General features: G+C 35.7%; 27 protein-coding genes and 3 pseudogenes. 21 read left to right on the top strand and 9 right to left on the bottom strand.

The window, feature by feature from the left end; genetic code table 11:
• Nucleotides 1-160: 160 nt before the first annotated feature.
• From M1D60_RS19875 to M1D60_RS19865, 3 genes are read left to right on the top strand one after another with little or no spacing between them, the layout of a single operon-like run.
• Entirely contained in the window at nucleotides 161-1,624 is a 1,464-nt protein-coding gene (locus M1D60_RS19875; protein WP_456276558.1) for a hypothetical protein, read from the top strand.
• Nucleotides 1,603-2,544 (top strand): hypothetical protein, encoded by a 942-nt coding sequence (locus tag M1D60_RS19870; protein WP_456276557.1) that lies wholly within the window; start codon nucleotides 1,603-1,605, stop codon nucleotides 2,542-2,544. The genes M1D60_RS19875 and M1D60_RS19870 overlap by 22 nt, the downstream gene beginning before the upstream one ends.
• Nucleotides 2,545-2,559: 15 nt before the next feature.
• On the top strand, nucleotides 2,560-3,762 hold the full coding sequence (locus M1D60_RS19865) for a hypothetical protein (protein WP_456276556.1): 1,203 nt from the start codon (nucleotides 2,560-2,562) through the stop codon (nucleotides 3,760-3,762).
• A 619-nt stretch (nucleotides 3,763-4,381) separates the two neighbouring features.
• Here M1D60_RS19865 and M1D60_RS19860 read toward each other — a convergent pair.
• Nucleotides 4,382-4,858: a GNAT family N-acetyltransferase gene (locus M1D60_RS19860; RefSeq protein ID WP_456276555.1), complete on the bottom strand. Its 477-nt coding sequence runs from the start codon at nucleotides 4,856-4,858 to the stop codon at nucleotides 4,382-4,384.
• 570 nt (nucleotides 4,859-5,428) lie between these two features.
• On the opposite strand from M1D60_RS19860, the gene M1D60_RS19855 reads away from it, so the two are divergent.
• From M1D60_RS19855 to M1D60_RS19840, 4 genes are all read left to right on the top strand, one after another.
• Nucleotides 5,429-5,893: a hypothetical protein gene (locus M1D60_RS19855; RefSeq protein ID WP_456276554.1), complete on the top strand. Its 465-nt coding sequence runs from the start codon at nucleotides 5,429-5,431 to the stop codon at nucleotides 5,891-5,893.
• Between the two features lie 76 nt (nucleotides 5,894-5,969).
• Complete coding sequence (locus M1D60_RS19850; protein WP_456276553.1) at nucleotides 5,970-6,371, top strand: hypothetical protein; 402 nt, start codon at nucleotides 5,970-5,972, stop codon at nucleotides 6,369-6,371.
• Between the two features lie 42 nt (nucleotides 6,372-6,413).
• Nucleotides 6,414-6,776, top strand: a complete 363-nt coding sequence (locus tag M1D60_RS19845) for a hypothetical protein (protein WP_456276552.1) — start codon at nucleotides 6,414-6,416, stop codon at nucleotides 6,774-6,776.
• A 16-nt stretch (nucleotides 6,777-6,792) separates the two neighbouring features.
• Nucleotides 6,793-7,077: a hypothetical protein gene (locus M1D60_RS19840; protein WP_456276551.1), complete on the top strand. Its 285-nt coding sequence runs from the start codon at nucleotides 6,793-6,795 to the stop codon at nucleotides 7,075-7,077.
• A 207-nt stretch (nucleotides 7,078-7,284) separates the two neighbouring features.
• Here the strand turns inward: M1D60_RS19840 and M1D60_RS19835 are convergent, their stop codons facing one another.
• From M1D60_RS19835 to M1D60_RS19820, 4 genes and pseudogenes are all read right to left on the bottom strand, one after another.
• Nucleotides 7,285-8,145 (bottom strand): RNA polymerase sigma-70 factor, encoded by an 861-nt coding sequence (locus M1D60_RS19835; RefSeq protein ID WP_456276550.1) that lies wholly within the window; start codon nucleotides 8,143-8,145, stop codon nucleotides 7,285-7,287.
• Complete coding sequence (locus M1D60_RS19830) at nucleotides 8,129-9,427, bottom strand: phytoene desaturase family protein (protein ID WP_456276549.1); 1,299 nt, start codon at nucleotides 9,425-9,427, stop codon at nucleotides 8,129-8,131. The genes M1D60_RS19835 and M1D60_RS19830 overlap by 17 nt, the downstream gene beginning before the upstream one ends.
• Nucleotides 9,428-9,985: 558 nt before the next feature.
• Nucleotides 9,986-10,816, bottom strand: coding sequence for a methyl-accepting chemotaxis protein (locus M1D60_RS19825; protein WP_456279499.1), 831 nt, complete (start codon nucleotides 10,814-10,816; stop codon nucleotides 9,986-9,988).
• 171 nt (nucleotides 10,817-10,987) lie between these two features.
• A pseudogene (locus tag M1D60_RS19820) lies at nucleotides 10,988-11,206 on the bottom strand (methyl-accepting chemotaxis protein); the annotation flags it as partial.
• 913 nt (nucleotides 11,207-12,119) lie between these two features.
• Here M1D60_RS19820 and M1D60_RS19815 point away from each other — a divergent pair.
• The 3 genes and pseudogenes from M1D60_RS19815 (at nucleotide 12,120) to M1D60_RS19805 (ending at nucleotide 12,889) form a co-directional block, all read left to right on the top strand.
• Complete coding sequence (locus M1D60_RS19815; RefSeq protein WP_456276548.1) at nucleotides 12,120-12,410, top strand: nuclease-related domain-containing protein; 291 nt, start codon at nucleotides 12,120-12,122, stop codon at nucleotides 12,408-12,410.
• Nucleotides 12,371-12,475 (top strand): annotated as a pseudogene (locus M1D60_RS19810) (nuclease-related domain-containing protein); the annotation flags it as partial. The gene M1D60_RS19815 and the pseudogene M1D60_RS19810, both read left to right, overlap by 40 nt.
• Before the next feature lie 15 nt (nucleotides 12,476-12,490).
• A complete protein-coding gene (locus M1D60_RS19805) occupies nucleotides 12,491-12,889 on the top strand; it encodes a topoisomerase DNA-binding C4 zinc finger domain-containing protein (RefSeq protein WP_456276547.1) in 399 nt (132 codons plus the stop codon).
• A gap of 117 nt (nucleotides 12,890-13,006) precedes the next feature.
• Here M1D60_RS19805 and M1D60_RS19800 read toward each other — a convergent pair whose 3' ends face one another.
• The 4 genes from M1D60_RS19800 to M1D60_RS19785 are packed head-to-tail and all read right to left on the bottom strand — an operon-like array spanning nucleotide 13,007 to nucleotide 17,155.
• On the bottom strand, nucleotides 13,007-13,783 hold the full coding sequence (locus M1D60_RS19800) for a PHP domain-containing protein (RefSeq protein ID WP_456276546.1): 777 nt from the start codon (nucleotides 13,781-13,783) through the stop codon (nucleotides 13,007-13,009).
• 17 nt (nucleotides 13,784-13,800) lie between these two features.
• Entirely contained in the window at nucleotides 13,801-14,619 is an 819-nt protein-coding gene (locus M1D60_RS19795) for an energy-coupling factor transporter transmembrane component T family protein (RefSeq protein ID WP_456276545.1), read from the bottom strand.
• Nucleotides 14,598-16,304, bottom strand: a complete 1,707-nt coding sequence (locus M1D60_RS19790) for an ABC transporter ATP-binding protein (protein ID WP_456276544.1) — start codon at nucleotides 16,302-16,304, stop codon at nucleotides 14,598-14,600. The genes M1D60_RS19795 and M1D60_RS19790 overlap by 22 nt, the downstream gene beginning before the upstream one ends.
• Nucleotides 16,301-17,155, bottom strand: a complete 855-nt coding sequence (locus M1D60_RS19785) for a cell division protein FtsQ (RefSeq protein WP_456276543.1) — start codon at nucleotides 17,153-17,155, stop codon at nucleotides 16,301-16,303. The genes M1D60_RS19790 and M1D60_RS19785 overlap by 4 nt, the downstream gene beginning before the upstream one ends.
• A 165-nt stretch (nucleotides 17,156-17,320) precedes the next feature.
• Between M1D60_RS19785 and M1D60_RS19780 the strand changes: the two genes are divergently transcribed.
• The 11 genes and pseudogenes from M1D60_RS19780 (at nucleotide 17,321) to M1D60_RS19730 (ending at nucleotide 25,643) form a co-directional block, all read left to right on the top strand.
• The gene (locus tag M1D60_RS19780; RefSeq protein ID WP_456276542.1) at nucleotides 17,321-18,757 is read left to right on the top strand and encodes a DDE-type integrase/transposase/recombinase; all 1,437 of its coding nucleotides are present in this window, start codon (nucleotides 17,321-17,323) and stop codon (nucleotides 18,755-18,757) included.
• A 588-nt stretch (nucleotides 18,758-19,345) separates the two neighbouring features.
• Nucleotides 19,346-20,161, top strand: coding sequence for a MurR/RpiR family transcriptional regulator (locus M1D60_RS19775; RefSeq protein WP_456276541.1), 816 nt, complete (start codon nucleotides 19,346-19,348; stop codon nucleotides 20,159-20,161).
• Between the two features lie 21 nt (nucleotides 20,162-20,182).
• The gene (locus M1D60_RS19770) at nucleotides 20,183-20,434 is read left to right on the top strand and encodes a hypothetical protein (RefSeq protein WP_456276540.1); all 252 of its coding nucleotides are present in this window, start codon (nucleotides 20,183-20,185) and stop codon (nucleotides 20,432-20,434) included.
• 214 nt (nucleotides 20,435-20,648) lie between these two features.
• Nucleotides 20,649-20,951: a DJ-1/PfpI family protein gene (locus tag M1D60_RS19765; RefSeq protein ID WP_456276539.1), complete on the top strand. Its 303-nt coding sequence runs from the start codon at nucleotides 20,649-20,651 to the stop codon at nucleotides 20,949-20,951.
• 576 nt (nucleotides 20,952-21,527) lie between these two features.
• The gene (locus M1D60_RS19760) at nucleotides 21,528-22,070 is read left to right on the top strand and encodes a hypothetical protein (RefSeq protein WP_456276538.1); all 543 of its coding nucleotides are present in this window, start codon (nucleotides 21,528-21,530) and stop codon (nucleotides 22,068-22,070) included.
• A complete protein-coding gene (locus tag M1D60_RS19755; protein WP_456276537.1) occupies nucleotides 22,057-22,716 on the top strand; it encodes a helix-turn-helix domain-containing protein in 660 nt (219 codons plus the stop codon). The genes M1D60_RS19760 and M1D60_RS19755 overlap by 14 nt, the downstream gene beginning before the upstream one ends.
• A gap of 223 nt (nucleotides 22,717-22,939) precedes the next feature.
• Entirely contained in the window at nucleotides 22,940-23,338 is a 399-nt protein-coding gene (locus M1D60_RS19750) for a YkyB family protein (RefSeq protein WP_456276536.1), read from the top strand.
• A 44-nt stretch (nucleotides 23,339-23,382) separates the two neighbouring features.
• A pseudogene (locus M1D60_RS19745) lies at nucleotides 23,383-23,521 on the top strand (transcription termination factor Rho); the annotation flags it as partial.
• Between the two features lie 201 nt (nucleotides 23,522-23,722).
• Nucleotides 23,723-24,178: a hypothetical protein gene (locus M1D60_RS19740; protein ID WP_456276535.1), complete on the top strand. Its 456-nt coding sequence runs from the start codon at nucleotides 23,723-23,725 to the stop codon at nucleotides 24,176-24,178.
• Nucleotides 24,171-24,635 carry a hypothetical protein gene (locus tag M1D60_RS19735; RefSeq protein ID WP_456276534.1) on the top strand — a complete coding sequence of 155 codons (465 nt, stop codon included), beginning with the start codon at nucleotides 24,171-24,173 and terminating at the stop codon, nucleotides 24,633-24,635. Before M1D60_RS19740 ends, M1D60_RS19735 begins: the two co-directional genes overlap by 8 nt.
• A gap of 27 nt (nucleotides 24,636-24,662) precedes the next feature.
• On the top strand, nucleotides 24,663-25,643 hold the full coding sequence (locus M1D60_RS19730; RefSeq protein ID WP_456276533.1) for a 3'-5' exoribonuclease YhaM family protein: 981 nt from the start codon (nucleotides 24,663-24,665) through the stop codon (nucleotides 25,641-25,643).
• Nucleotides 25,644-25,674: the final 31 nt, after the last annotated feature.

The raw sequence follows: 25,674 nt of genomic DNA, 5'->3' as shown, positions 1-25,674 counted from the left end.
AGGAAATCTATATGAAGAATAACGCAGGCTGTCTCGATTTAGAGACAGCCTTTGCTAGTTCTAGTACCAAAATCTGCCTAGAGAATTAGATAGGATTGTTTTAATGACTTTAGTAAAATAGATTTAGTAGAATGGTCATTATTACAGGAGTGTTTAAGCGATGAAAAAGTTTTTTGAAGATGTATCTAAGGAAGTAGTCCCGAAAGTCAAACAATCTTTACAAATAGGGCAGAAATTGCTTTCAAGTATACTTAATAAAGTGGATTCTGAGTTGACTAAAACGATTAAGATTTTAATAGAAAAACAAGATAAAATAAAACAATTTATTCAAGATAAGGATTTGTTACTGAAGGAAATTGAACGGAAAGAATTTGAGGTTAGTCAACTTCGAGAACAAATTAACCATATTAAAAGTCAATCCCAAAACGATCAACTAGATTCTTTAAGGGATGAATTAAATCATAAATTAGATGATTTATTAAATAGTCAGCATCGATATTATGAGTTAGAGAGTAAAATCGAAGCTGAACAAAAGCGAGTAGAAGAGTTAGTCCTTGATAAACAAAATATAGAACGTGACCGTAATGCTTTAAAAGCAAGATATGAAAAAATTAAGGTGACATTAGCAGATAATAGAAATAAGACAAATCAGCTCGAGAAAGAAATAAAGGATTTACAAGAAAGACAACTTCATTACGAAACGTTACTAGATAAAAGTGTCTCTAATGAGGAAATACAAAAGTATGAGCAACTGTTAAAAGACATGCAGCGGGAGTATGAGAGCAAGATAGAAGGTCAAATGCTCTTAAAAGATGAATTTGACCGCGTTACACAGGAACAAAAAGAGATGGAACAATCATTGCTTAAAAAAATGACAGAGATTACAAAGTTAAGCAATGAATTGAATGCGTCTATTTTAACCCTTGAAGAAACCAAGAAAGAAAAAACAAGCCTAAAATCGAAGCTCCAAACTAAAGAGAAGGCATTGAAACAATCCAAGAAACAAATTTTAACGTTACAAGAAGAGCTAGTGAAATTAAAACAACTGCAGGATACTTACGAATTAAAATACCAAACTGCTTTACAAGATTATGAAAAAGAAAGAGATAAGTTAGCAAAGAATTATGAAGACTTCACTAATGATATGGCTCTCTATGAAGAAAGAATTCAAGATTTACAAAATGAATTGATTGATAAACAAAATGAAATTGCCATTGCGAAAGCGGAAAATGGTGAAGCAGAAGATTTATCAGAAGAAGAATATAAAATCATGGAAAGAGAATTTGAACCACGTTTTAATAATTTATATAAAAATTGTAAGTTCCACCCTGAATTTTTAAGTGATTTCTTTAGAATAACACCTTCTGATCGGTTGAAAGTCGAAGTGGTCATCATGAATTTAAACTATCACTATGACGTAACTACTTCCAATGTCCGTAAAAACCCAATTAAAACGAAGACGTCAACCATATTGGAGTATCCGTTCGGAACCGACTCTGTCGGACGCATCTATTTTAATAAGGAAAACCATACGGTACATTTGTATCGTTTGAGCCGCACCAAGAATGGTAGAGGGAAACTAACACAGGATCATGTAATTGAATGGTTAAAGGTGAACAGATAGTAATAGGAACAGTTAAAGGATTATTAACTTTAGTGATCAGAAGAGAGATGAGATTGTTGGAGCATGAGAAGAGATTAAATAATATTAGATTAGGATTGAGTGGAGATGGCCGAGTTCCTATAGCTTTTGATTCCGGTCTCGTTACAGGTAGTCATCCTCTGGCTCAATGGATGGCTAGTACATTTAATCATAATTTTGATGAGTATGACCGGGCTATTGATGCAGTCTACAATAGCAGTCATGTTGGTGGGTCTTCTTATCATCACTTATTAGATGGGCAACATTCAGTTCTAGGAGCTTTTAAAGCAGTTAGGGATGTTAAAGCTGATGACTCGTTCGTGACGGAGTTTTTACAAGCAGGAGAGCATCTACTAAGAGATACGGCTTCGGTTTCTGGGATTAACCCCTTTTTCTCCTTAAGTCCTGAACAGTTTGATCGATTAGCAGAAGTAGCAAAGTCATTTGGAATTTCAAAACCGTTCTTGGGAGATGCGCTCACGATAAACGCTCCAGAATTGCTTGGTGGAGTCATTGCCATCCTTTCAACGATCGTATTAGGAAAAAAAGCTGATCCGTCATTAATCTCTAAACTATCTGGGGCATATGTAGTTTCATCCATTACAAGTGCTAATCCACTTTTATTTCCAGTAGCTGCAAGTAGCTTAGTTTATTCTATTTATAAGGCAGAAAATAAGAAAGAGGCATTCGTTAAAGCAGGGAAGGGAGCCATCGTATCTGGTGGTTCAATCATGGTGGGTTCTTTAGTTGGGGGGCCTATTTGGATCGGCTGCATTGCTTCCATTGCAGCAGCAATCGCGATAAATTATGCCATAGAAAAACCAGAAGTCACTTTTAATAGAGTTCATCAATTAATAAAACCAACTACATCTGTATTGAGAAAAGTATCTTTGTCATTATAAGGATCAGGTGAATAAATGGAATTTGTTTATAAAGATGAAATATTAAATTTAACAGCCTTTCAATCTATTCTTAAAGAAATAAAACAGATTGACAGTAGTATGGGTGAAAATATTGAAAGTGCATTGAGATCCTCTCTTAGTGAGAGCCACATGCTTATTAAAGAAGCTACTTCAAGTGAACAATTAAACCTTGGATTAATAAAAGAGCAAATCTTTATACAATCACAGAGTAGTCAATATTTAAATATTACGGATGAAATCACTCAAAAGAAGAATAAATTGCTAGAAAGCAAACCGAAAATTTATCATGAGTTTATGCAAGAAGTAGAACAAAACGTCTTTAGGCTGTTAATGGATAAAAAGGGGAAAATGCATAATGAAGTTGAAAAAGATGGAGCTTGGTATAGTGGATTAAGGGATTCTGCAAAGAAAAGTGGTGGACTCCTTGTTAATGCTACATTAAAAGGAATTAATACGGTTTCGAAAGAATTTCAAGGTAAACAGGTTTTTGAAAATGAGAAAGTATTGAATTCTAATACAATTGTGGAAGAATTATTAGAAAAAAACCTCCACAGTAGTAAGGTATCAAACCAAATGAGTGATATCCTTTCAAACGCAACCAAAAATTTCGAGAAAAAGTGGATTGAGCAAATAACTGATAATTTACCAAGTGTGAAGAGATTATCTGCTTTTTCTATTGCTGATTCGGCAAGGAATCATGTTAAGGTAGATTTTCAATTTGGGGCAACCGAACAGGTACTAGCTATGGGACTGGGTTCAGCCGTAATTGGAACCGTGGGACTAGCAATGGGATGGCATACCATGACATATGCGATGTTAAATGTGTTTCCACCAGTGGCAATCTTTGCAGCAGTTGCAACCGTTGTAGTTGGTGTACTTACTAAAGACAAAGCTATTGAAAAACGAAAGAAGGACATTGCGGCGGCTGTTAATGAATATCATCATTATTTCCTAGTTCAGTTGTACACACTTCCGCTAGAATCTTTAGGAAATAAGAGCATCTCCATTTATATGGAACAACTTGGTGATAAAATCATTGAGGAGACCGTTCATCAATGGGAAGCAAGTTACTTCGGAAACTTGAAGATTGATCATTTTAGGAAATTGAATCATGCTTTTGTCAAACATTTGATGTATGTGAATGAAGCCATTGAGGAATTGGAAACAGGAATTTCGAATGGATCAGTTAATTTATAGATATAAATGAAGTTCGATAGAAAAAGGGACGGTTCTTTACATCTATCTAAAGCTAAAACTAGAGGAGCAAGAATATGTACGATTCAAAATATAGGTATAAAACAATGGGCGAAGATACTGAATCTAGCTTTTCATGATAAACATGAACTGCAATTGTCAGATCATCAATACTAACCTAATACATATTCTAGCGGGAAGACTAAAAGAATTGAACATGTCCCTGTCCCTACGATTACAAACTTATGTGAGAGAATATAAAAGGCTGTCTTGAGGTAGAGACAGCCTTTTTATCCTTTTTATAATAAATAGTGAATGTTATATTAGCCTTTTGGCGGATGAAGTAAATCTTGCTTGATCTTTTATTTATATTGGAATCCATAACGCTTATCCTGCTTAAGTTTCTCTATGGAATCTCTAAGCACTCTCAGTTTTAATAATCATTCATGTTCCATCGATTATTTTTTTGAAAATTACATGGGGCAAAGTCCCTGTCCCCTTGTCTCTCTTGTCTCTTATTCCCTCTTATTCCATTGAATGTATGACTTTCTATCTTTCTAGCAGGTGAAGGTATGTATATGATAGAAGGTAAGCCCTATTATTCTGTTCATTCATTATGCGATTATAATGATAAATTCATGATGATCTGCTCTCCGATTGGACCTATTTTACGTCTCCCTGTATCTACAAACCCTACTTTCAAATACAATTGCTGAGCAGGTATGTTTTTATGGTTGACTGCTAATATAATTTCATTGCAGGTAGGGAATTTTGATTTAACAAAATCACTCAATATGATCATGCCTTTTTTAGCATACCCTTTCCCTTGGTTTATATGGTTAATTGACAATGCAGTTAATAGCATGGCTTTCGGATTGTCTGTATACTCTTTTACGCGTTCCGTTGAATGCAAGACGAAGAACCCTACAGGTTGATCTTCACTTAAAATCACAATACGATATTGTCCTTCCTTTACTTCTGTAATCTCACTTGGTAAAGCCGTAAATTGTGACTGTTCTTCAGGAAGCTCAAAAGAGTTTAGTGCTTCTGTATATATGTTTGAAAAATGTACTAAATGAATAGAATCAGCTATAATCAAAAAAAATCCTCCCTTTTATTCTATTAAAACGATATATGTAATTTTTAAGTGAAACCACTGACTAATTCGCATAAAAGTCAACTTCAGTTTAACCGCCCTTTAAACTAATGACTCAGTTTTTACTTTAGATAGTTCTCACTCTTTCTTATTAATCCCATTCTGATTGAGTCATAATATACTCCATTAAGTATAGAGACAATCTTGTATTTATTCGTGAAATTAATCCAAATCCCTGTCAATCTTAAAAACTACTTTTCCAAACTGAGCTGATTTTGACAATTCTTCATAAGCTAATTTATATTACTTCTAGTAAATAGACATTCTTAGAAACAATTGGCTTTAGCTGATGTTCTGAATAATAATCTAGTGTTTTAATTTCAGCAATTGAAGAATTGGAAAAATGGATCATTTAATTATTAGAAATAGAGTTCGATAGAATAAAGGGGCGGTTCACTTACTGTAAAATATGGTAAGAGAACCGTCCTTTTGCTACTGCATAGTAAATTTTAGAAGAAAATGTAAGTTGTTGTTATAATAAATGTAATAGAAACCATTGAAAGGGAGAGAGGAATGAAAATCCAAATACAAGATTTATACCATGGAGCGGTTCTTACTCAGATTACGGAGCATTCATCGTTTAAGGCACTTAATAAAGTAGATTCGACTTATGGGCATTATCTAGTCAACCATGATACTAGACTATTTGTTAAATACTTAACGAAGGAATCATCTCCGTGGCATTTTAAGTTTAGCTACAATGAACTACAGGCTATTCAAAGTGATATGGAACAGTCCAGTCATGTGTTTTTATGTTTAGTTTGTGGAGCAGAAACTATCTGTGCATTAAGTCAGCAGGAGTTTTCAAATTTAATAGATGTAACAACTACTGAAAATCAATCAATTATCGTAGAAGTTCCTCCAGGTGGTTCCATTCATGTAAAAGGGTCAGTAGGGAAATTACCTAGAACACTGCCTCATAATTCATTTCCAAATAAGTTGTTTTCGCAGGCTGTTGAAGAAGTTAATCTAAAGTAGAGACAAGGGATCAACTTGTCTATTAATCTATATAAAGCTAAAAACGAGAGAATCAAAGATATGGAGGACAATCAGTATGATTAAACATGTTTTTAACATAACCCCTATTTTTCGTTATATACAGGATCGAAGCTTAGAAGCAGGATTATTCCTTCGTTATGATGAAGCAAAGGAGACTATTCAATTATTTCTAAAGGAAGAAAATGAGGTTAAGAGAATTGGAGCCATCCAATATGAAGGCAGTAATGATTATGAGAATAGGGAACCTCATATTGTTGGCTGGAGATTTGAACGAGATCTATTACTACATGAGCTAAAGCAAGATTTAGAAAGAATAACATCCTATCGTAGAGATAAAAATACGGGCCCAGCTGTAAATCCAGAAGCACAGTCGATTGCTTTTAAATTTGAGGAATTGGATGAATCAATGAAGGAAGCTGTAGATAGGATTGTAAAGGTAATAAAGAATTACACATAGATAAAAGACTCATAAATTGTTAGACAGAGAGTAGGGGAAACTATGAATATTACTAGAAATGATAAAGGATTAGTCTACTTAGATAAAAAAGCAATAAATGCGATCTTTGATTGTGTCTATGGAATAGATGAACACCTAAGTCGTTCAACTAAGGAAATGTTAAAAGAACCGATGTTTAAGAATCTAGTGGAATTGCTTATAAAGCATAAGGATTTTAATTATTATTACCGACAAGACCAGGTGAGAGAATTATTTCCTCTAGCCGATCAAGCGATGGGGCCTTTTGAAGTGAATTCAGACGGAACAACGATTTGGCTTTCTTTGTGTTTAGGGATTAAAGAGGTTTATGGGTTTAGACGGGAAACATTAAGTAAGGTGCTAGAATTAGTCGAAGTACGTAAATAATAAGGTGGGAGAGAATATGAGAAGTATGTTTGAAATAGAAGAGCAAGGGCCAGAAATAAACATATCTGTTCATACGAGTAGTCCTGACCTACTAAAAGACGAGGCATTGTTAGAAGATGTGGTCGAATTAGCGTATAGTAAAAAAATGACTAGATTTGTAGGTGCTATAGAGCCATCTGAGTTAAAGCCGAATTGGGTATTTATTTTTTCTCTGGTAGATTATTTTGACGATGATGATATGCTAGTTAGGCATAGCGAGGCTTCAATTGTTATTAATAGAATTAAGGGGAAAATTAAATAGATAGGTTTTTGCGAAAGAAGAATTATTTTATAAACATTGTAATCAGTGGAACAAGGTCCCTGTCCCTATGAATACCAGGGGACGGACGGTTCTCATGGTTCAATTATGGTGCACGTCTGGATGGTAGCCAATAGAACCGTCCCTCTGGTCAAGAAAGGTAAAGGGAGTATCAATATCACAGATATACTTCTTTTTCCTCTATCGTTTTTAAATAGGTAATTTATCTGGATTCATTGTTATATAGATTTCATTTATTTTTCCATTATTAATATAAAAACTAAGGATACTCTGAATCTTACCATTCATGTAGATTACGATTCCTGGTTGAAAATTGATATGTTTCACTTCAAAATAAGAGTCTTCAGGTGCCTTTTTTATGACTCCATATAATAAGGCCAAGACGCTTGGAACGGATAGGATTGGACGGATAGCCGCTGAAACTTTTCCTCCACCATCAGAGAATAGTGTGACATTTTCAGATATAAGTTCTAATAAGGCAGCCATATTTTGCATTTGAAATGCTTCTATAAAGCGATTAATAATCTCCTTATTCTGTTCGAAGCTTAAACTTTCGCCTTCCACATGTGAAAGCTTTTGTTTTGCCCTGCTAAAAATTTTTCTACAGTTCTCTTCTTTCTTTTCAATAATGGTAGCAATCTCAGTGTGTGAGAAATCAAATACCTCTTTTAATAGGAGGACTGCTCGTTCATCTGGTGTCAAATGCTCCATCATTCGTAAATAGGCAATACTTAATCCTTCTTTTTGTATAATGATTTCAGATGGGTCAAAGGCATGAATTTTCTCTAGAAATAATGGCTCAGGATTCCATGGTCCAACATAACTTTCTCGTCTGGACCTAGCAGACTTTAATACATCCAGACAGCGGTTCGTCATCATTTTGCAGAAATAGGCTTTCTTATTTTTAATGTCCTCCTCATTTATTTGGTAGGCTCTTAAAAAGGTCTCTTGGACAAGATCTTCTGCTTCTGTTACGGAACCTAGCATTCGATAACCTAATGAAAACAACAATGGTTTATATAGTAGAAAATCCTCATTGGAAATTTGCACCTTTTTTCCTCTTTTCGTTTAAAATGATTTCTTCTGCTGCTTGTTTTCCGCTACTGACTGCTCCATCTGCCAAAATGGAGGTGGGAGAAGCCCAGTCTCCTGCTATATATAATCCTGGTATGTCTGCTTTAGAACGCTGCAGTTTGAGCTCATCTCCTATTTGGGGTAAGCGTTGGTTCACTGTAATGGTAGGGATAAAGCGACTTGTAATTTCATATTCCTTCCACCCTGGCTGCAACTTTTCTAAGAATTGTTCAAGCTCGTTTTTAATGCTCGTTCCATCTATTTGATTGTCTGGATGTTGATATTTAAATACATGAAGAACGGCACTTTTTGAATCATCAGAGAGACGCGCATAATTTGAATGGACAGAATAGTAGAGGGGTTCTGTGATGCCCATGGCGAACAATCGCTTTGGATTCGGAAGTTGTGTTAAAGCAACATCTAAAGTTGCTCCTCTAACAGGTATGATTTCCTTGAAAAAGCTTTTTTGAAAAGGATGGTTCACGTTTAGTAATATTTCACTCAGTTCGTGAGGGCCAGTTGTACAAATCACATACTTCCCCAAAATTTCATCGCCATTAGATAAAACCAACTTAAATTGATCCCGGGTAGGTTCAATTCGTTTAACAGAAGTATGTGACTGAATCTGAACACCTGAGACGATTGCTTTATTGTGAAGTTGGTCAATCATCGTTTGCCAGCCGCCATCCAGATAAAGTGCTCCTCCCATTGCAATTTTTAAATTCGAAACCATTACTTTTGCGCTCGCCATATCAGGGGCATGACAATAGGTTGCAAGTCTGCTAAGTGTATAGAGTAATGACTCCACTTTTTTAGAGGAGGTTACTTGCTGAACCCATTGTTGGAAAGTGATCTCTGCTAACTTTTCAGGATCTAGGCTCATCATCTTCATTAAAACCGCGCCCCACTCTAAACGTTCTTTCCCATTTAAAAGCTTGGTTGTAAGAAGCCCTAATGGAGAAAAAGGAGCATCATATTCAATATTGTTTTCAATTAATAGCCCACCCAATTTGGGTGATTTCCCATTAAGCTGTATACCTAATTCTTCGAGGATAGATATGGATTTTCCTCTTTTATAAAGGGCATGAGGTCCAAGATTAAAATAGTGTTGATCCATCTTATTTGTTCTAGCCCTTCCACCAACACTTTTACCTTTTTCTACTATTAATATAGATAAATTGGTTTTAGTTAAATAATTAGCTGCAACATAACCTGCTAATCCACCACCAACAATGACAATATCCCATTTTCTAGTCATATGATAACCTCCTCATAATCTTTCATAACTCAAGACGACAAAGGGTGAATAGATGTGACAGTGTTTATATAAAATTTTAAAATCTTGCTCATTTTTGGGAATAAGGAGGACAGTAGGACAGGGATGAACTTTGTCCTTCTCTATTGAAATGAGGCAAAAGACCATGTTCAGAACGTTAATAAAAAGTTCGCGTTAATAGACGGAGAGGGTTAGCCTCAACTATTGATTGAGTATGTCTTGGTGTTTTGGAATGTAAGAGATATATAGTCAAGAGAATTGACTCTGATTTTTAGGGAACGGAGATTTTAAGGTCCCCTTATAAGACTCTGTTTCTTTAAAACTACGAGTCTATATGATTGCCTTATTCAAATGTTCTATATTTCAATAAACAAAGGGACTATTCTCTATACTTCTAGTGTGAAGTAGAGAACGGCCCCTTTATAGTTACTTATGTTTTATAATAAAGTACTTTTGCCTTATCGGTGATTATCCTTTAAAAAATGCTGATGTATACCCACATTCACTATCTGGAACAAAGTCCCTGTCCCCTCGTACCACCTAATTAGTTTTTTCTAATTTAAAATGATTGACAAGAGCTTCTAATTCTTCCGATAATTTTGCAAGGTCTTCTGAATTAGTGGTCATCAGCTCCATTGTACTACTTACTTGTTGAGCTGCTGCTGAAGTTTGTTCTAACCCAGCTGCTGATTCCTCCGTAAAGGATGCAATTTCCTCTACAGAAGTCCCCATTGTTAGGCTTTGTGTAGAGAGCGTAGAAAGATTTTCTGTTATGTTTTTGATATTAAGAACCATTTCGTTTACTGATTCATTAATACTTTCAAACGTTTGTCCAGTAGCCTTTATTTGGCTAGTTCCTTCTTCTACCTCTTTATAACCAAGTTGTAAAGATTCAGTTACAGTCTTGGATTCATTTTGGATCGTTGCAACAATAGAGGTGATATCCTTAACAGAATATGACACTTGTTCTGCCAGTTTTCTAACTTCATCTGCAACAACAGCAAAACCTCTTCCATGTTCTCCTGCTCTGGCAGCTTCAATAGCTGCATTTAAAGCTAATAGATTGGTTTGATCGGCGATATCTTTAATGACAGAAACTAATTTAGTGATTTGTTGTGTTTCCTTATCCAATCCCTTAACCTTCATTACAGATTCTTGAACAATTTGGTCTATCATTACCATTTGTTTAATAGAGGAATTCATTAATTTTCGTCCTTCATCAGTCATCCCTAGTACATGATTGGAGGATTCAAAAATATGCTTTCCTTTCATATTTGCGTCCTTTACATTTTCAATAAATCCATTTATTCCAAGTGAAAGGTTATTGGCATTTGCTGCCTGTGATTCAGTGCCAGATGCTAACTCTTCCATAGTGGAAGTAATTTGCTCTGAACCATTTCGAACATCAAAAGCAGATTGTGTTAATTGCTTACTTTGCTTACTTACAATCTCAGAGACATTTGTAATCTTTTGAATGATCGATCTAAGATTTTCGCTCATGACATTAATCGCAACTGCGATACGACCAATTTCATCCGTACCCTTGTATTCAATTCTTTCTATGACAAGGTCAGCGTCAGCAATTTTGTTACTAACCTCTACCACTTTATTTAGGTTTTTAGTCACACCACGATTGATAAGAAGAATAAGTATCCCACCGATGATTCCTGATACAAGCGTAGAAATAATGAGGATCACCCGTGTTAATTGCTCACTACTTTTTACATTTAAAACGGCTTCGGCACGTTCTTCATTTGTCATCTTTCTTATTTCTTCTAAGAGAAAGATATTTTCTTTACGTAGGTCAGTTGCTAACCTTAAATAAGTTTCTGCATCTGTTAGACTAGCACTATTCATTGCGGGTAAAATTTCTTCCGAGAATAACTTATTCATTTTGTCGTCATTACTGATGATCCGATTATATAGCTCTGCTTTTTTATCTGTATCCATCGTTCCATTAACTTCAGCATCCAAGCTATTAAATTCTTTAATGTCAGCCTCAAGATTAGTAATATTCACTGTAGCTTTATCTAATACAAAATTAGTCATCCAAACCCCTTTAGAATGGACAAGTGCTACCATTTCTGTAATATTTACAGCCGTATCACTCTTTTGTTCTAAAATAGAGGTTTCTTCCTTAATACTTGCCATTACAATCGTTACAATAGTAGTAGAAATTCCAAATAATAAAATAATAAACAAAAAAATGAGACCATATTTGGTACCGATATTTAGATTGTGAAGCTTTAACTTTTTTGCCATTCTTTTTTCATTCTGCTGTCTGACTCTAGTACCCTTCTTGCTCCAAGGAATTTTAAAATCCCTTTTGTACTTAAAAAAATGGTTTCTAAACCTTTTCCACATACAATGCCCTCCGTTTCCACTATAAAATTTTCCGAAAAATGTAGCCGTTTTCATAATTTGGTTTAGAAAAAAATAACTATTAGGGATACTCTTACTATCGTCATTTTTTTACTAGTTTTTAGCTATTTCTTTTGGTGGCACATCAGGACTTTGTCTCTTTTTTCATAAAGACAAGCCTCCCTTGTTTTCTGTGAGTTTTAAAATATTGTATATTTTAATGTCTAGTCTTCCCTGATTTTGTAAGAAATTGTTGTAAACTACCAATTAACCTACTAAAGTTGAATTATAAAGAGTTATAGGAGGAGTAAGGTTGGAGTTTTTAGGAATTGTGCTACTGGTACTGTTTGTTCTATTTTCACTTTATAAAAGTAAAATCATAGGTTCTATTGGTGAAGTGTATGTAAGAAAACAAATTAATACTCTAAACCCTGAAGTGTATAAGTCTATTCATGATCTTTACGTCCCGACAAAATTAGGAAGAACCTCGCAAATTGATCATGTGATTGTATCTGAATATGGAATTTTCGTCATTGAGATGAGACAAAGAATTATGAGGGTTGGATTTTTGGTTCTGAAAATCAGAAACAATGGACACAGGTAATTTATAAAAGGAAAGAAAAATTTAGTAATCCCATCTGGCAGAATTACGGACATATTCAGGCTCTGAAAGATTACTTAGGATTGGAGATAAACGATTTAGCATTCTATAATATTGTTGTCTTTACGACTATAGCCGAGTTGAAGTTTGATCCCACATCATTTACTTCAGCCAAAGTCATGCATCCCAAACAGATTACTAGATTCATACATAATGAAATTGGAAGGAAGATCTCAACTGAGGATGTTAACAAAATATTAGTAAAGTTATCTTCTATAAAAGATCAGGACTTCCAAGTACAAAGAGAAATCAAAAAGAACCATGTAAAGAAGATTAGAGAATCTAAGAACATACAACATGCTAAAACTAAGCTAGGGCAGTGCCCGAAGTGTGGTCATGCTTTAACTAGTAGAAAAGGTAAATATGGTACGTTTATGGGGTGTAGTAATTATCCAAAGTGTAGATATACTAGTGCTTCATAAAAATGAAACAAAGGGACGGATCTCCGGTTTCTTTTGTTTAGCAAAACGAAAGAAAAGCAAGATCCGTCCACGTGTTTCCTTTGGAACAAGGTCCCTGTCCCCCTAGATCCCCCTGGATCAACTTATAATAAGTTCATTTGTTGTACTTAACAGTTTTTTGATTAGCTTTTTTGTAATCTTCGCTGAACGTACCTTTAAGTGTAAATCACTAGATATATGGATCGTATAAGCCTTGCTTTGGATTGCTTTTTTCAGTTCAATAACGGTGGGGTAATCTTCAGAAAGCTCATTCAATACTGAGCCGTATTGTAAGAATTGGTGGGTATCACTTCCAGCAACTACAGGCAGTTTTAGGCTTTCAGCAAATGCATACACTTTTTCTTTATTTTCCTCAATACCAATGGAGTGAAGGTCTTTTCCATTTAGGTCCAAAGCGTCTAACCGTTTAAGTAGAAGCGGGTCATGCTGAGTAAGAGGAGTGCTCTGCCTGAATGGATGGCCCCCTATGATCATCGTTTGTGGAGATTCTGCTAGATTAAGTAAGTCTTCAAAAGAAATAAAGTTATTTTCTTCTAAATGGGGGATCAATTGTTCAAAGAGATCGAATATAGTCGCTTTATTACTAATAATAAGAATATGTCCTATTTCTTTTACATCCACTTCCATACCAGGGAAAACCTTTAGACCTTCTACATAATAATAATCATCGTAATAAGGGTAGTGAGCATTTAGGTAGTTATAAACATCCATAAAATTATTCGTGTTAAAATGCTCTGTCAACGCAATAGCATTTAGCCCAGCAGCTTTGGCCTCTTTCATCATTTCTTGAAAGTATTCTGGCATAAACTCTGATTTCTTTGAGATTTTAACATGTGTGTGAAAATCGATATTCATTTTTTTCCTCCCTTTCCTTAAAAACTGAATCCTGCAATAAAAAGAACCAGTAAATAAGTAAGATTGATTAATAGAAAAATATATTCCTTGCGCCCAGTTTTTAGTGATTGTAGCTTTAATTTTTTTACAACAGGGTCTTTAAATGCATTTTTACTTCCCTTTGTCTCTAGTGCCTCTACTGTGGTCCGTGCTCGTTTTGCCGTACTTAACAACAGTGGATAAAAGGACATGACAGATAATTTCACAAAGTAGCTAACCGACCGCCAATAGAGGATTCCTCTATTCTCGGGAGCTTTTCCACGTAGTCTGTATGACATAAAGATATGATTGTATTCTTCTAAAAGTAGCGGTAACATACGGTATCCGTACGAGATAGAAAAGGAAACCTGTCCAGGTACCCCGATGCTTAGTAATCCTACACTTAATTTTTCAGGGTTCATGGAACAAAAAACGGTAATACTTGCTAATGAAATAACAGTTAGTTTAACAGTTAGCATTAATAATGGGTGAAGGATGCTTATATCTCCTCCGAAAAAGAGAGAAGCAATGAGCAAATAACCACCTTGACCTAGCAAGCCAAGGACTAGAATGAATAAGATTAACTTACTGACTTTCGTCATAGCAGTAGTAATAAGAACAACTGCCAATAAGCCGAATAGAATGATTTCATTATGAATAAACCAAGGTACAATCCCAAAAAATCCATACCAGATAAACATGATTCGTGGATCCATTTTAGCAATTAATGTACCATCATTCCCATATGTCGTGTTCATTAGTTCAATCTTTATTTGTTCTACATTTATCTTGTCAATTATACTTTTTGCATAATCCATGCGTCATCCTCCTGAAATAAATCAACAAACGAATCAATGGAGTAAGCAGTCGGTTTTAGATTTAATTCATGACTTAATTCCACGATCTGTGGTGGCACAATCCCAGCCTTCCTCATTAAAAATAAATTTGAAAAAAGTCCTTCTTTGTCACCATCGTATATGATCTGTCCTTCGTTCATGACGATAATACGAGTCGACCATTCACTAACTAACTGCATATCATGAGTAGCAATCATGACTAGGTCTGTGTGTTGCTCAAGCTTATTAATAAATTTCGTCAAGTGCTTGCGTGTTGCAATATCAAGATTGGCCGTTGGCTCATCTAGTAGGATTATTGAAGGATCCATCGCTGCTCCAATTGCAAGGGAAGCTCGACGCTGTTGGCCTCCACTCATGAGCCTACTATCTTTGTCCTGTAATTCTACTAAATCAAATACCTCAAGAATATCATTTACCTTTTCTTTATAGTCTTTTCGATTACGAGCTTTTAAGAAAAATTCGACATCCTTTCGAACAGAATCCTCAATAAACATTTGCTCTGGATTTTGATAGATATAGGTTACATAATCGGCCAACTGTTCTGGAGACTGCTTAGTGGTCAGTTTACCCAGGACTTCCACCGTTCCTGAAGAAGGCTTACGAAAACCAGTTAGTAGTCTCAACAGGGTTGATTTCCCGGCACCATTGTTCCCAACAATTGCAACCTTTTCACCTTTATAAAAAGTAACATTAATACTTTTAAGAATATGATGAAAGGATCGATCCACCGTTTTATAGGAAAAATCGACATCTTTTAATAGTGCTACTGGCTCCTTTACCACTGGTACTTCAACCATTTGCAAGGACGGTTCTGTTTTGAGTAGCCTTTTTGAAAAATAGACGTTTGCATCTGATAGTGTGATAGGAAGTAATTCTTCCTTAGAAAATTGGTAGGCTGCCTGAGTAACCTGTGGAGGAAAGATATGCCGTTTCATGAGTTCATGAACAGAAGTTAACGCTTCCTTAACAGATTTTTTCCAGACGACTTCACCCTTATCGAGAAGGAGAACAGATGAACAATATTCTGCAATAAACTCCGTGTGATGCTCGATCACGATAATCGTTTTACCATATTCCTCATGTAATTTTTTTAATACCTCATACATTATTTTTGCATGATGAGGATCAAGTTGAGCAATGGGTTCATCAAGGACGATAATTTCGGGATTTAAAGCCAGGCAGCCCGCAAGTGCGAGCAAATGCTTTTGCCCACCACTGAGCTGCCATACAAACTCTTCTTCATGACCATCTAATTCAACTAGCCTTAGTGCTTCCTGAGCACGTTCCATATAATCAGAATATCCATAATGAAGTGGGGCAAAAGCTGCATCCTCAAGCACTCTCGCTTGAATGAGCTGATTTTCAAAGTCTTGATATACATATCCGACATTTGCTGATAGTTCTGCCACCGTACTAGAGGTGATATCAAGTCCATTAATAAAGGCTGTTCCTTCAAAATCACCTATATAGTAATGAGGAATTAATCCATTAAAGAGCTTGCATAAGGTTGATTTTCCGCTACCATTACCTCCAATAATTGCGAGAAATTCTCCTTGCCCAACTTTTAAGTTAATGTTGTGTAGAGTAGGACATTCTTCATTTGGATATGTAAAAGTAACATCTTGTATATCTATGACAGGATTCATGCTACATCCTTCCCAATCTTTTTATGACGAGAGGTGATGCTATACATAGTAATGACTGATATAATAGCCGCTATTCCGATGCTGATCCAGATTAACAATCCTTCTGAGTCTTCAGCGAAGGTTGCTTCCCATTCGATAATGTTCCAATCTGTTTCACTCACCACTGCAAAACCAAAGGAAGCGGCTGCTAGAATAATCGATGTGATGATTAGTTTTGGATGGACGACACGAATGGCTTTAGCACTTTCCTTTGATCTTGGTTTTATCCCTAGGAGTGGTTCAATTTTTCCATAAAGACGTGGTACAAGATAAAGTGTAGGAAGAAGTGCAAATAAAACGCCTGAGAATAAAACATCATTTAAGAAAGAGAAGCCCTCAACAACGACAACACTTTCCGCTAAGCCTGGCAGAGTATCAAAATCATCGACTCCTACCCATACTTTTCCGATATCTATTACACTGCTAAAGAACTGGTGAATGGCTACTCCTGTAATCGCAGCAATTCCTACCTGACGTTTATTTTTTGGATTGGTTACCATGATTCCCGCAATATACATAGCTAAAGAGAACAAGATGAATTTTTCTAATTCACCAAAACCACCGAATTGCCCAAGCATGAGCTCACCAAAGATTACTTCACCAAGCGCAGCTCCAATAGCAGCATATAATGGATGGAATAAGATACAAAGAGTTAAGGGAATAAAGGCAAAATATTCGATAGAAAACTCAATAGGACCTAAATAAATCGATGGGACAAGTTCTGTAATCATGTTTGACAAGCCATAAAGAGACATAGATAAAATAAAGATCATCATTTTCTGCGACTGATTTAACTCGTACGGTTTTTTCATTTAATTCCCTCCAATCGTAATTTCGTATTGTCAAAACTTTTATAAGAAATAGGTTATAGAATACTGTGATAGAGGGCTTTATAAGCAAAAAAATTGCCACCCCCTGAATTCTAAGGATAATTGAGGTTACGACACTCTCAACAACCTTAGAAAGGAAGCGACAATTTGTACCCTCAAATTATAACCTATTTATTAACTTTTATAAACTACCAAGAACAAATTATTCGAACATTACTAACCTTACTTATTGGAAAAAATATGTTTGATAAACCGACTGAACAGCCTATAAATAAACCTTATCGTAAACTCCAGGTTGATGATCTGCCGATCATTGAAATTCCAGAAAAACAAGATTATCAAGTTCTCCTCAGGGAATACGTAGAGAAAAATGGTAAACCCTTGAAACCTGTACGCAGGCATAAGAACACAAAGGTTACGGTACCAAAATCTACGATCTGTCCAAAGTGTGGTGCTCCATCTACTTACCTTTATACCAATAATGGAGATAAAGGGCAGTATCAGTGTAAGGTCTGTTCCTGTCTGTTCAGTGATAAAAACCGTTTTTCAAAAGAAGCCGTATTAAAGTGCCCGCATTGTTCCAAAAATCTTGAAAAGATCAAAGAAAGAAAAGACTTTCACGTGTTCAAATGCAAGAACGATGAGTGTCCGTATTATCAAAAAAAGTTAAACGCGATGTCATCTAAAGAGAGAAATCAATTTAAAAAACATCCTCAGGCATTTAAATTAAGATACATTTTCCGTCAGTTTCACATTGAATTTCAACCACTGTCGAAGGATTCTCCAAAGAGACCAAAGGTTGATTTATCTAGGCTTCATGCTTCGCCACATACATTAGGACTGATATTAACCTATCATGTCAACTATGGCCTTTCGGCCCGTAAAACAGCTGCCATTATGCAGGATATTCATGGTGTGCTTATTTCACACCAGACCATATTGAACTACGAAAACAGCGTGTCATTAATGCTTAAGCCTTATGTGGATCATTATCCATATGAACTATCTGATCAATTCTGTGGTGATGAAACCTACATCAGAGTAAACGGCCGATGGCACTACCTTTTCTTTTTCTTTGACGCGGTGAAAAAGATCATCCTTTCCTATCCAGTGTCAGCAAACCGAGATACAACGTCTGCCATTCGTGCAATTGATGAAGTGTTGTTAAAAATGAAAGACATTCCTGAGAACCTTACATTCGTGGTAGATGGTAATCCCATCTATCTACTAGCACAACACTTTTTCGCTCAGCACGGAATCTCATTTGATGTCACACAAGTTATTGGGCTAACCAATGAGGATGAAGTATCAAAGGAGTTCCGACCATTGAAACAAATTATTGAGAGACTTAATCGCACTTTTAAGAGCAATTATCGATCTACTCACGGGTTTGGATCGGAACATGGATCAGTATCCTATGTCACCTTATTTGTGGCTTATTTTAACTTTCTAAGACCACATGCTTCTTTGGAAGGAAAGGTGCCAGTCGTTAATCCAGAACTATTAGGGCTTCCTAATATGCCTGCACGGTGGACAAAATTGATTGAGTTAGCACAACATTGGATTGTAGAACAGACTGCCTAACTTTTTGTTTAGCAGAGCCCTAATTCAGCAATCGGCGGAGCGAACTCTTGACAAACCGAACTTGCCAATGGTTTAAAATGGAAATAACCAAGGGCTATTTGGCTTGCCATCTTTTTGTCCCCTTCGCCCTTGTTAAACTACCATCAAACCATTGGCGTGTTTGTCAAGAGCGGTTGCGTGGCCCTCCATCCCAATAACTAGGAGAGGGTTTAAATCTTCAGGTAGTTTTCATAGAACTTTTGACACTACCCGTAATTTCTCCTTTATTGTACGAAAGGGATATTAATACATCATAGGAAACATGTAAACTCGGTGTAAATATATTATCATTTTGTTACATTATGAATTTTTTTTATCATGGAGTGATATGATAAAAGAAGGCTGTTTTCTTATAGATTGTTGCTTTGCGTAAAAATCCCAAATGCCGGATTTTTACCTTAGTAGTAAGATATTGCTATACATTAAGAGAGTTGCTCTTTTCTAATTAACACTCAATTTGTTAATAAACTGGTTATGCACCGAAACTAAATGTCACGAAAACAACAAAGTTTTAGAAAAGAGCCTAAAAGAAAAAAGGATGAGTGATTCGTGTTTGAATTAGAGGGTGTATCGCAGAGTCAGTGGAAAATTGGTCAGTGGGTATTACACAATGAAACTACTGTTATGATTTCAACGGAAAAGGATATAGCTCAAGCTGTTGGGGTGAGTGTGGCATCTGTGTCTAGATTTTGGAAGATTGTCGGATATAACAATCTGAAAGAATATAAAAAAGCATTAAAAGAGAAACAGGAAATCACTCCTGCTAAAAAGATTTTAAAGACTGTTGTCGATTTAGAATATAGTGATGTACAAGCCCATCATTTAAACAGGAGTATCCACCATCTACAAGAAACCTTAAATCATTTTCAACGTGAATCGTTCCAGGAAGCAATATCAATTATTCAAAACACCGATCGACTATTTATCTATGCACCTGGTCCATCACTTAGCCTAGGAGAATTACTTAGCTACCGATTACGCCGTTATGGAATCGATGCCCGTTTAATTAGATGGATGGGTAGTGAAGTTCTTGAAGAACTCGTTCATTTGGAGGAAAACTCGGCCATTTTAATGTTTGCATTCTCCCGACTTTTAAAAGAGGGAGAGGTCCTACTAAAGCATGCCAATGAAATAAAGTGCAAATCGATTATTATTAGTGATCAACATTTGTTAAAAACGCCTTGTCCTTATGATGTGCTACTATATGCAGAACGAGGAAAGAAGGATGAATTCCATTCGATGATTGCCCCACTGTTTATGATTGAAAATCTAATTGTTGAAATTGGGAAAGATGAAAATGTCCTAGATCAGATGGAGCTCTTAAACAGGCTTAGGAAAAGCTATAAAGAAGAACTGCCGCGTTAATTCATTGATAAGATTATAATAATGCCATATGAAGAAGAGATTGCCTTGATAGAAGAAATAGAACCATTAGTTGAAAGGGAGGGATCGCAAGTGGGATTATCAATCGAAGATACAGTCTTGGGTCAGTACCTGTTAAATAAAGCAAGAGAAAAGGCTAAAATAGAGGAAAGACATGAAGTTGCGGAAAAACTAATAAAACTTAACGTTAGCTTAGAAACTATTATTGAGGCTACTGGATTAAGTAAAGAGGAAGTTGAAAAACTTATAAATTAAGGAACAATAGAATCACCTACACTTTAATGTGCTGGGTTAGGGACAAGGTGCACATCAACCTTGTCCCTTTGTACCAGAGCTTGTCTAGAATTTAACGGTTTTTCCTTTATAGTTTTAAAGTTAAGAACCGTTCTTTTAAATCGTTAGCTTTTCAAAGACTAATGTATGAAGTGATTATCCTTATGGAAAAAGTAGCGTTTCTATTAGCTAGTGTATGTGCAAGAAAAAAAGTACAGTATCCTATACGGTTGAGCTAGCCGCTTCTGAAGCAGGAGATGACTTTGATGGAGTGGTGATTCCAGGAGGTTCAGCTCCAGAGGGTTTGCGAGTGAATGAGGATGTGGTTCGTTTCGTAAAAGAGCCAAATGAAAAAGGAAGTCTCATTTCCGTTATTTGTCATGGACCTCAGATTATGATTAGCTCAGATGTCCTAAAAGGAAAAGCGACAGCGTGCTACATAGGAATTAGAGACGATGTCAAATTAGCCGGTGCAGAACTACAAAGATGGAAGAAGTAGTGGTGAGTGAAAATCTTGTGACCTCTCGGATGCCTCTGGATGAAACGGCTTTTATTCGAGAGATATTAAAGCAGCTAGTGTAATCGAATAGAATTCAAAAGAAAGATACGATAAATGGAACGTTTATTGTGTCTTTTTCTATTTTAACCTGCAAAGTGTAATTTCGAAGATTTAGGATTCCATTGCTTTATGGTGGAATAATGAATTGAAAGTGGTGTGTACTCTATATCTAACTCGCCACTCAAATTGTTAACTATATACTGGCTAAAGATTCAAGGCCACTGACAATAGTGGTCTTTTTACTATATGAAAATCAACTATGGAAAAAAATTTTAAAAACATTTTTTCCTTCACAGGTGATGTAAATTCTCTTGTTAGTTTCCTAACTGTATTAAAATGAACTCGCTTCTTATCTAGCTATTAAAAATCTTAAATCATTCACTATTGAATGTTTTCAAAAAAATGCAAGTGTTAAAAACCTTTATATATCAAGGTTTGTGGTGTTGCTTTCGTTCAAAATGCGGTGTACACTACAGTTAACAAATCGATATAATCAACTAAAGGAGATGAGAAATAATGAAAGACAATCAGAAATTGACTGAAGAGATTGTACAGAAAGCCTTAGTTCCTTTTTTAGACAAAATGAAGAAAAAGAGAAAAGCAAGAGGTCTTTCATATAAGAAATTAGCTGAAATCATTTGTGAATATGGGCACCAAATATCTGAGTCTACTGTTCGAAGAGCTGAGTTAGGTGAATACGAACTCAAAGCATTAGATATGATTTTTATCTCATATGCACTTGAAATTGATATGATGTCGACTTATATCGAGATTCTTGAATCCTATGAAAATAAATCAAATCGTTATTTTCCAAATCTATATATTCGTAACAAAGACTTCGATCTTTATTTTAAGACCAGAGGAATTACGACTGATGAAGCACTTCAGATAATTGACCACTATATAGAGTCAAAGGAAACATTAAAAGACATTCTATTGCGTGATATCAAGCACGATGTTAGAAAAGAGGTTCTAAGAGAAATAAAACTAGAAGAACAGGAACGCTTGGAACGAGAGAGAAGAAGAGAGCAAAGGAGGAAATCACATGAAGAACAGTAAGAGAAGTGAACGCTTTAAAAACTTTAAGGAATTATCCAAAGACTTAAAAGATAAGCGCCCGTATCAAGTATTTGTGAAATTAGACACGGCGGACGGGCAAGAGACAGAAGAGAAGTTAATGGAGATACGATTGCTATTAGACCAAATTGATTCTATTCCTACCATTATGAAAAATAGCCTCGAATCCAAATATCGAATGTTAAGAAAAAGGCTAGACACAAGTGTTCCTGTATTTTTTGGAGAAAGAGTAAAAGAACTTAGGACTACTCTCGGTTTATCTCTTGCAAAAGCTTCAGCCAAAACAGGTGATGTTGTTTCCCACTCTTATTGGCATCGTATTGAGACAGGTGAGAAAAGAAGGATTGGTACCCATATACTAAAGGCAATGGCAGATGCACTTAATGTCTCGGTTCAAGAATTACTAGAACTAGCCACAGAAAAGGAAAAGCAAGAGGTACTTTCTTTGAACCAAGCCATAATGTATAACCGCATTCAATGTAGAGAACACGAATTAACCATTGACCAAAAGAAACAGTTAGTTACGTTACTTGATGTCATTCACCAGTCTGAGTGGGATCAAGAGACGATTCTTGATGAATCTCATAAAATAGTAAAGCTTATTTCAACTTATAAATCTCAATTCTAAGAAAGGAGTGTACAGTGATGAACTTTTTAAACCTTTTTTCAAGAGAAAACATGGTTATCATGATAGGAGATATGCTATGCATGATTGCAGGCTTAATGATTGGTGCTACTATTAAACAATTATTCTTTTAAATCTCTCTATCCTCCACCCGTCATTCGACGGGACTACATAGCTATCTTTCTTTTACATAACAAAGATAGCAATACTAAAAGGAGGCATTCATATGTATCATTTATATTCTAAATCCACTCTTCATTATCTCGCTGAAGCCATTCAACGCATTAATTCAAGAGCAAAGCGAGATTCTACTCTCTATCTTTTAAAAGAACCAGTTCTTCAAAAACTATTAGCAGATGGTTTAGCTACCATAGAAGGGATTCAAGTAAGAAAGAATAAAAAACATTCCTTACTTCCACCTATCTATCTGTTATTAATTCAGATTGGAGACTACTATTTCCATCTACCCATCACTTCAGAATTACAGAAAAACTTATCCATAATAACAGAGTCCAGTCACTGTAATCCTTTATATTCAATAAACCTTGAAGAAGCAATTGAACGACTGGTTCATTATCTTGGCTATAATCCACTCCCACAATCGTATTCACGTAGATCATCCTAACAAAAAAACACACAAGGGAGAACATCAAAATGAATCAAACAATAATGGCAGATGTAATCTATGAAGAATTTAAAGGAACTGGAAATATGGAGTTACATCTTGAACGTTCAATAGTTGAAAAACGCATCTTTCCAGCTATTCTCATTCGTTCTGGTACAAGGAAGGAAGAATTATTCCTACCAACCAAGCTCATTGAAACATTGCGAACTACTCGGAAGAGGTTGGAAATCTAAATGGACTACTGTTGACTCAATTACGCATGACTACTTCTAATAGTGAGTTTATGGGTATGCTTAAAGATTAATAGAATGTAGGCATTAAATAGAAAATTACTAACTACTTGCGCCTATTATTAAAAAAGCAGTCATAAGAGGAGAATGCCGAATGAAAACGAGATTGAAGGATGGAGATGTTACATGCATCTGTTCAAAGTGCAAAACATCAAACTTAATATTTAGGAGTTGGGAGGGTCAGAATGGTGAAACTATTTCATACCTTGAATGTCAGGATAACTTCCTATGTAAACATACTGTGAATCTAGGCATGGGAACCTTTGATATCCCTACCGATACCTTCAGTATCTTGGAACAATCACCATTCCTATCGAGATTTAAATATGAGAAATCTTCTAATGCAAAACAACAAGGAAAAACTAGTGAAGAGATTTCTAGCTTATCCAACGTTGAGATTATGAGCCTATTTCTTATAAATGAAATATCTCAACGTGACATGGTTCATGCTTTTGAAGAAAAAAAGCAGCAAACCATTCAATTGGTCTCTTCTCTTGCATCTTCACTTGGATTAGAAGTCCATCCAAAAAAGGATAAAGAGGATGAGTAATCTCCATAATGGGTATCCAATAGGAACATGTTTGGTTTGCAATCAAGGGGTCATTCAATATCGAAACATCGTTGAGGAGGGTTCAGTCATTGATGTCTGGGCAGAATGTACCTTCCTTCTATGCCAGCAACAATATGAAGTAGAAAAGTCTGTGGTAAAGATACCAACTAATCCCATCTCACTACTAATTAGAAAAGTAGAACCAGACGAATTAGGAGAACCATCTCATGAAATACAGAAGCTTATTAGTAATATGAATGATTTAGATATAAGTAGATTGAGAAATCATGAGATTGTTTGTCTCTACTTCTTAAAACAGATTTCCTATCGCCAGTACAAGGAAGCCTTAAACATAACAGGTGGGGAAGGGGATAATCAACTAAAAGAAATCTCTAGGTTCTTTCGCGATAGATTTTCAAGAATTGACGAAGATCTTCAACATAACGCATTTGAATAAAGTCCATTGAGTAAAAGGAGAGTAAACATGAATACTAAAAACTGCTTACTAGACATTGTAATTGGGGACACCTTTGAAGGCCCTTGCCTTATAAAAGAGGCCACTTTGAGTAAGACGAAAAAAAATGAACCATTCCTAAATGTAAGCATAGCGAAAAAGCAAAAAGTAGTGATTGGTAAGGTCTGGAAGGACGGTTTCCGAGAGCTTAGCGAAGTACAAGTTATGGATATATTCCGACCAGGGAGCCTACTTTTTGTAAAAGGGGAAATTTCTGAATACAATAGTCAGCCACAAATTACGATTTCTACTTATCGGATGCTAAAGGAAGGAGAAGGAGATGTTCGCGACTTTATAGAGTGTGCGCCGGAAACTTCCGAATCAATGGAGCAACAAATACGAGAATATATTCAAGCTATTGATATTCCAATTCTCCATCAAATTTCAAGCGAGTTATTTGAAGAGAATCGCAAGCATTTCATGGTTCAGGTAGCTGCTACAAAAATGCATCACAACTTTATAGGTGGTTTAGCCTACCATACTTTATCTTTGTTAAGAATTGCAGAATCAATTGCAAATCAGTACGAAGAAATTGTCAATCGTAGTAAATTGTATGCAGCTCTTTTACTCCACGATTTGGGTAAAATCGTGGAAATGACAAGAGGAACAGCACCAGAATATTCGCTAGTCGGGCAATTCCTTGGTCATATTCAAATCGTGAATCAAATGATTGACCGTAAACTTGTTGTCATTCGCAAGCAACGAGAGGTTTCCGTAGAAGAAATAACGTTAGTCTATGAGTTAATGAATTGTATTAGTGCTCACCATGGCCCATTGTCGAATGGGTGGGGAAGTACAGCAGAGGCCATGACTTTAGAAGCATATCTTTGTCATATGATTGATAACATTGATGCAAAAATTAATATGATTTCTAAGGAATTAGTAAACATGGAAGTAGGGGATGTATCTAAGATTTATGGATTAGGGAAAATTTACAAGTCTCCTTTTTAAACAAGTTCGATCCCCTTGCTAATATTAAAAA

Source organism: Bacillus sp. AK128 (assembly GCF_053903075.1).
Note: the sequence above shows the minus strand (reverse complement) of the source record. Positions and strands in the feature narration are given on the sequence as shown.

Excerpts from the sequence above, each read along its gene's own strand:
- M1D60_RS19875 (WP_456276558.1), top strand. The coding sequence starts at position 161 with ATGAAAAAGTTTTTTGAAGATGTATCTAAGGAAGTAGTCCCGAAAGTC.
- M1D60_RS19870 (WP_456276557.1), top strand. The coding sequence starts at position 1,603 with ATGGTTAAAGGTGAACAGATAGTAATAGGAACAGTTAAAGGATTATTA.
- M1D60_RS19865 (WP_456276556.1), top strand. The coding sequence starts at position 2,560 with ATGGAATTTGTTTATAAAGATGAAATATTAAATTTAACAGCCTTTCAA.
- M1D60_RS19855 (WP_456276554.1), top strand. The coding sequence starts at position 5,429 with ATGAAAATCCAAATACAAGATTTATACCATGGAGCGGTTCTTACTCAG.
- M1D60_RS19850 (WP_456276553.1), top strand. The coding sequence starts at position 5,970 with ATGATTAAACATGTTTTTAACATAACCCCTATTTTTCGTTATATACAG.
- M1D60_RS19845 (WP_456276552.1), top strand. The coding sequence starts at position 6,414 with ATGAATATTACTAGAAATGATAAAGGATTAGTCTACTTAGATAAAAAA.
- M1D60_RS19840 (WP_456276551.1), top strand. The coding sequence starts at position 6,793 with ATGAGAAGTATGTTTGAAATAGAAGAGCAAGGGCCAGAAATAAACATA.
- M1D60_RS19830 (WP_456276549.1), bottom strand. The coding sequence starts at position 9,427 with ATGACTAGAAAATGGGATATTGTCATTGTTGGTGGTGGATTAGCAGGT.
- M1D60_RS19825 (WP_456279499.1), bottom strand. The coding sequence starts at position 10,816 with ATGGAAGAGTTAGCATCTGGCACTGAATCACAGGCAGCAAATGCCAAT.
- M1D60_RS19800 (WP_456276546.1), bottom strand. The coding sequence starts at position 13,783 with ATGAATATCGATTTTCACACACATGTTAAAATCTCAAAGAAATCAGAG.
- M1D60_RS19795 (WP_456276545.1), bottom strand. The coding sequence starts at position 14,619 with ATGGATTATGCAAAAAGTATAATTGACAAGATAAATGTAGAACAAATA.
- M1D60_RS19790 (WP_456276544.1), bottom strand. The coding sequence starts at position 16,304 with ATGAATCCTGTCATAGATATACAAGATGTTACTTTTACATATCCAAAT.
- M1D60_RS19785 (WP_456276543.1), bottom strand. The coding sequence starts at position 17,155 with ATGAAAAAACCGTACGAGTTAAATCAGTCGCAGAAAATGATGATCTTT.
- M1D60_RS19770 (WP_456276540.1), top strand. The coding sequence starts at position 20,183 with ATGCCATATGAAGAAGAGATTGCCTTGATAGAAGAAATAGAACCATTA.
- M1D60_RS19765 (WP_456276539.1), top strand. The coding sequence starts at position 20,649 with ATGTGCAAGAAAAAAAGTACAGTATCCTATACGGTTGAGCTAGCCGCT.
- M1D60_RS19760 (WP_456276538.1), top strand. The coding sequence starts at position 21,528 with ATGAAAGACAATCAGAAATTGACTGAAGAGATTGTACAGAAAGCCTTA.
- M1D60_RS19755 (WP_456276537.1), top strand. The coding sequence starts at position 22,057 with ATGAAGAACAGTAAGAGAAGTGAACGCTTTAAAAACTTTAAGGAATTA.
- M1D60_RS19750 (WP_456276536.1), top strand. The coding sequence starts at position 22,940 with ATGTATCATTTATATTCTAAATCCACTCTTCATTATCTCGCTGAAGCC.
- M1D60_RS19740 (WP_456276535.1), top strand. The coding sequence starts at position 23,723 with ATGAAAACGAGATTGAAGGATGGAGATGTTACATGCATCTGTTCAAAG.
- M1D60_RS19735 (WP_456276534.1), top strand. The coding sequence starts at position 24,171 with ATGAGTAATCTCCATAATGGGTATCCAATAGGAACATGTTTGGTTTGC.
- M1D60_RS19730 (WP_456276533.1), top strand. The coding sequence starts at position 24,663 with ATGAATACTAAAAACTGCTTACTAGACATTGTAATTGGGGACACCTTT.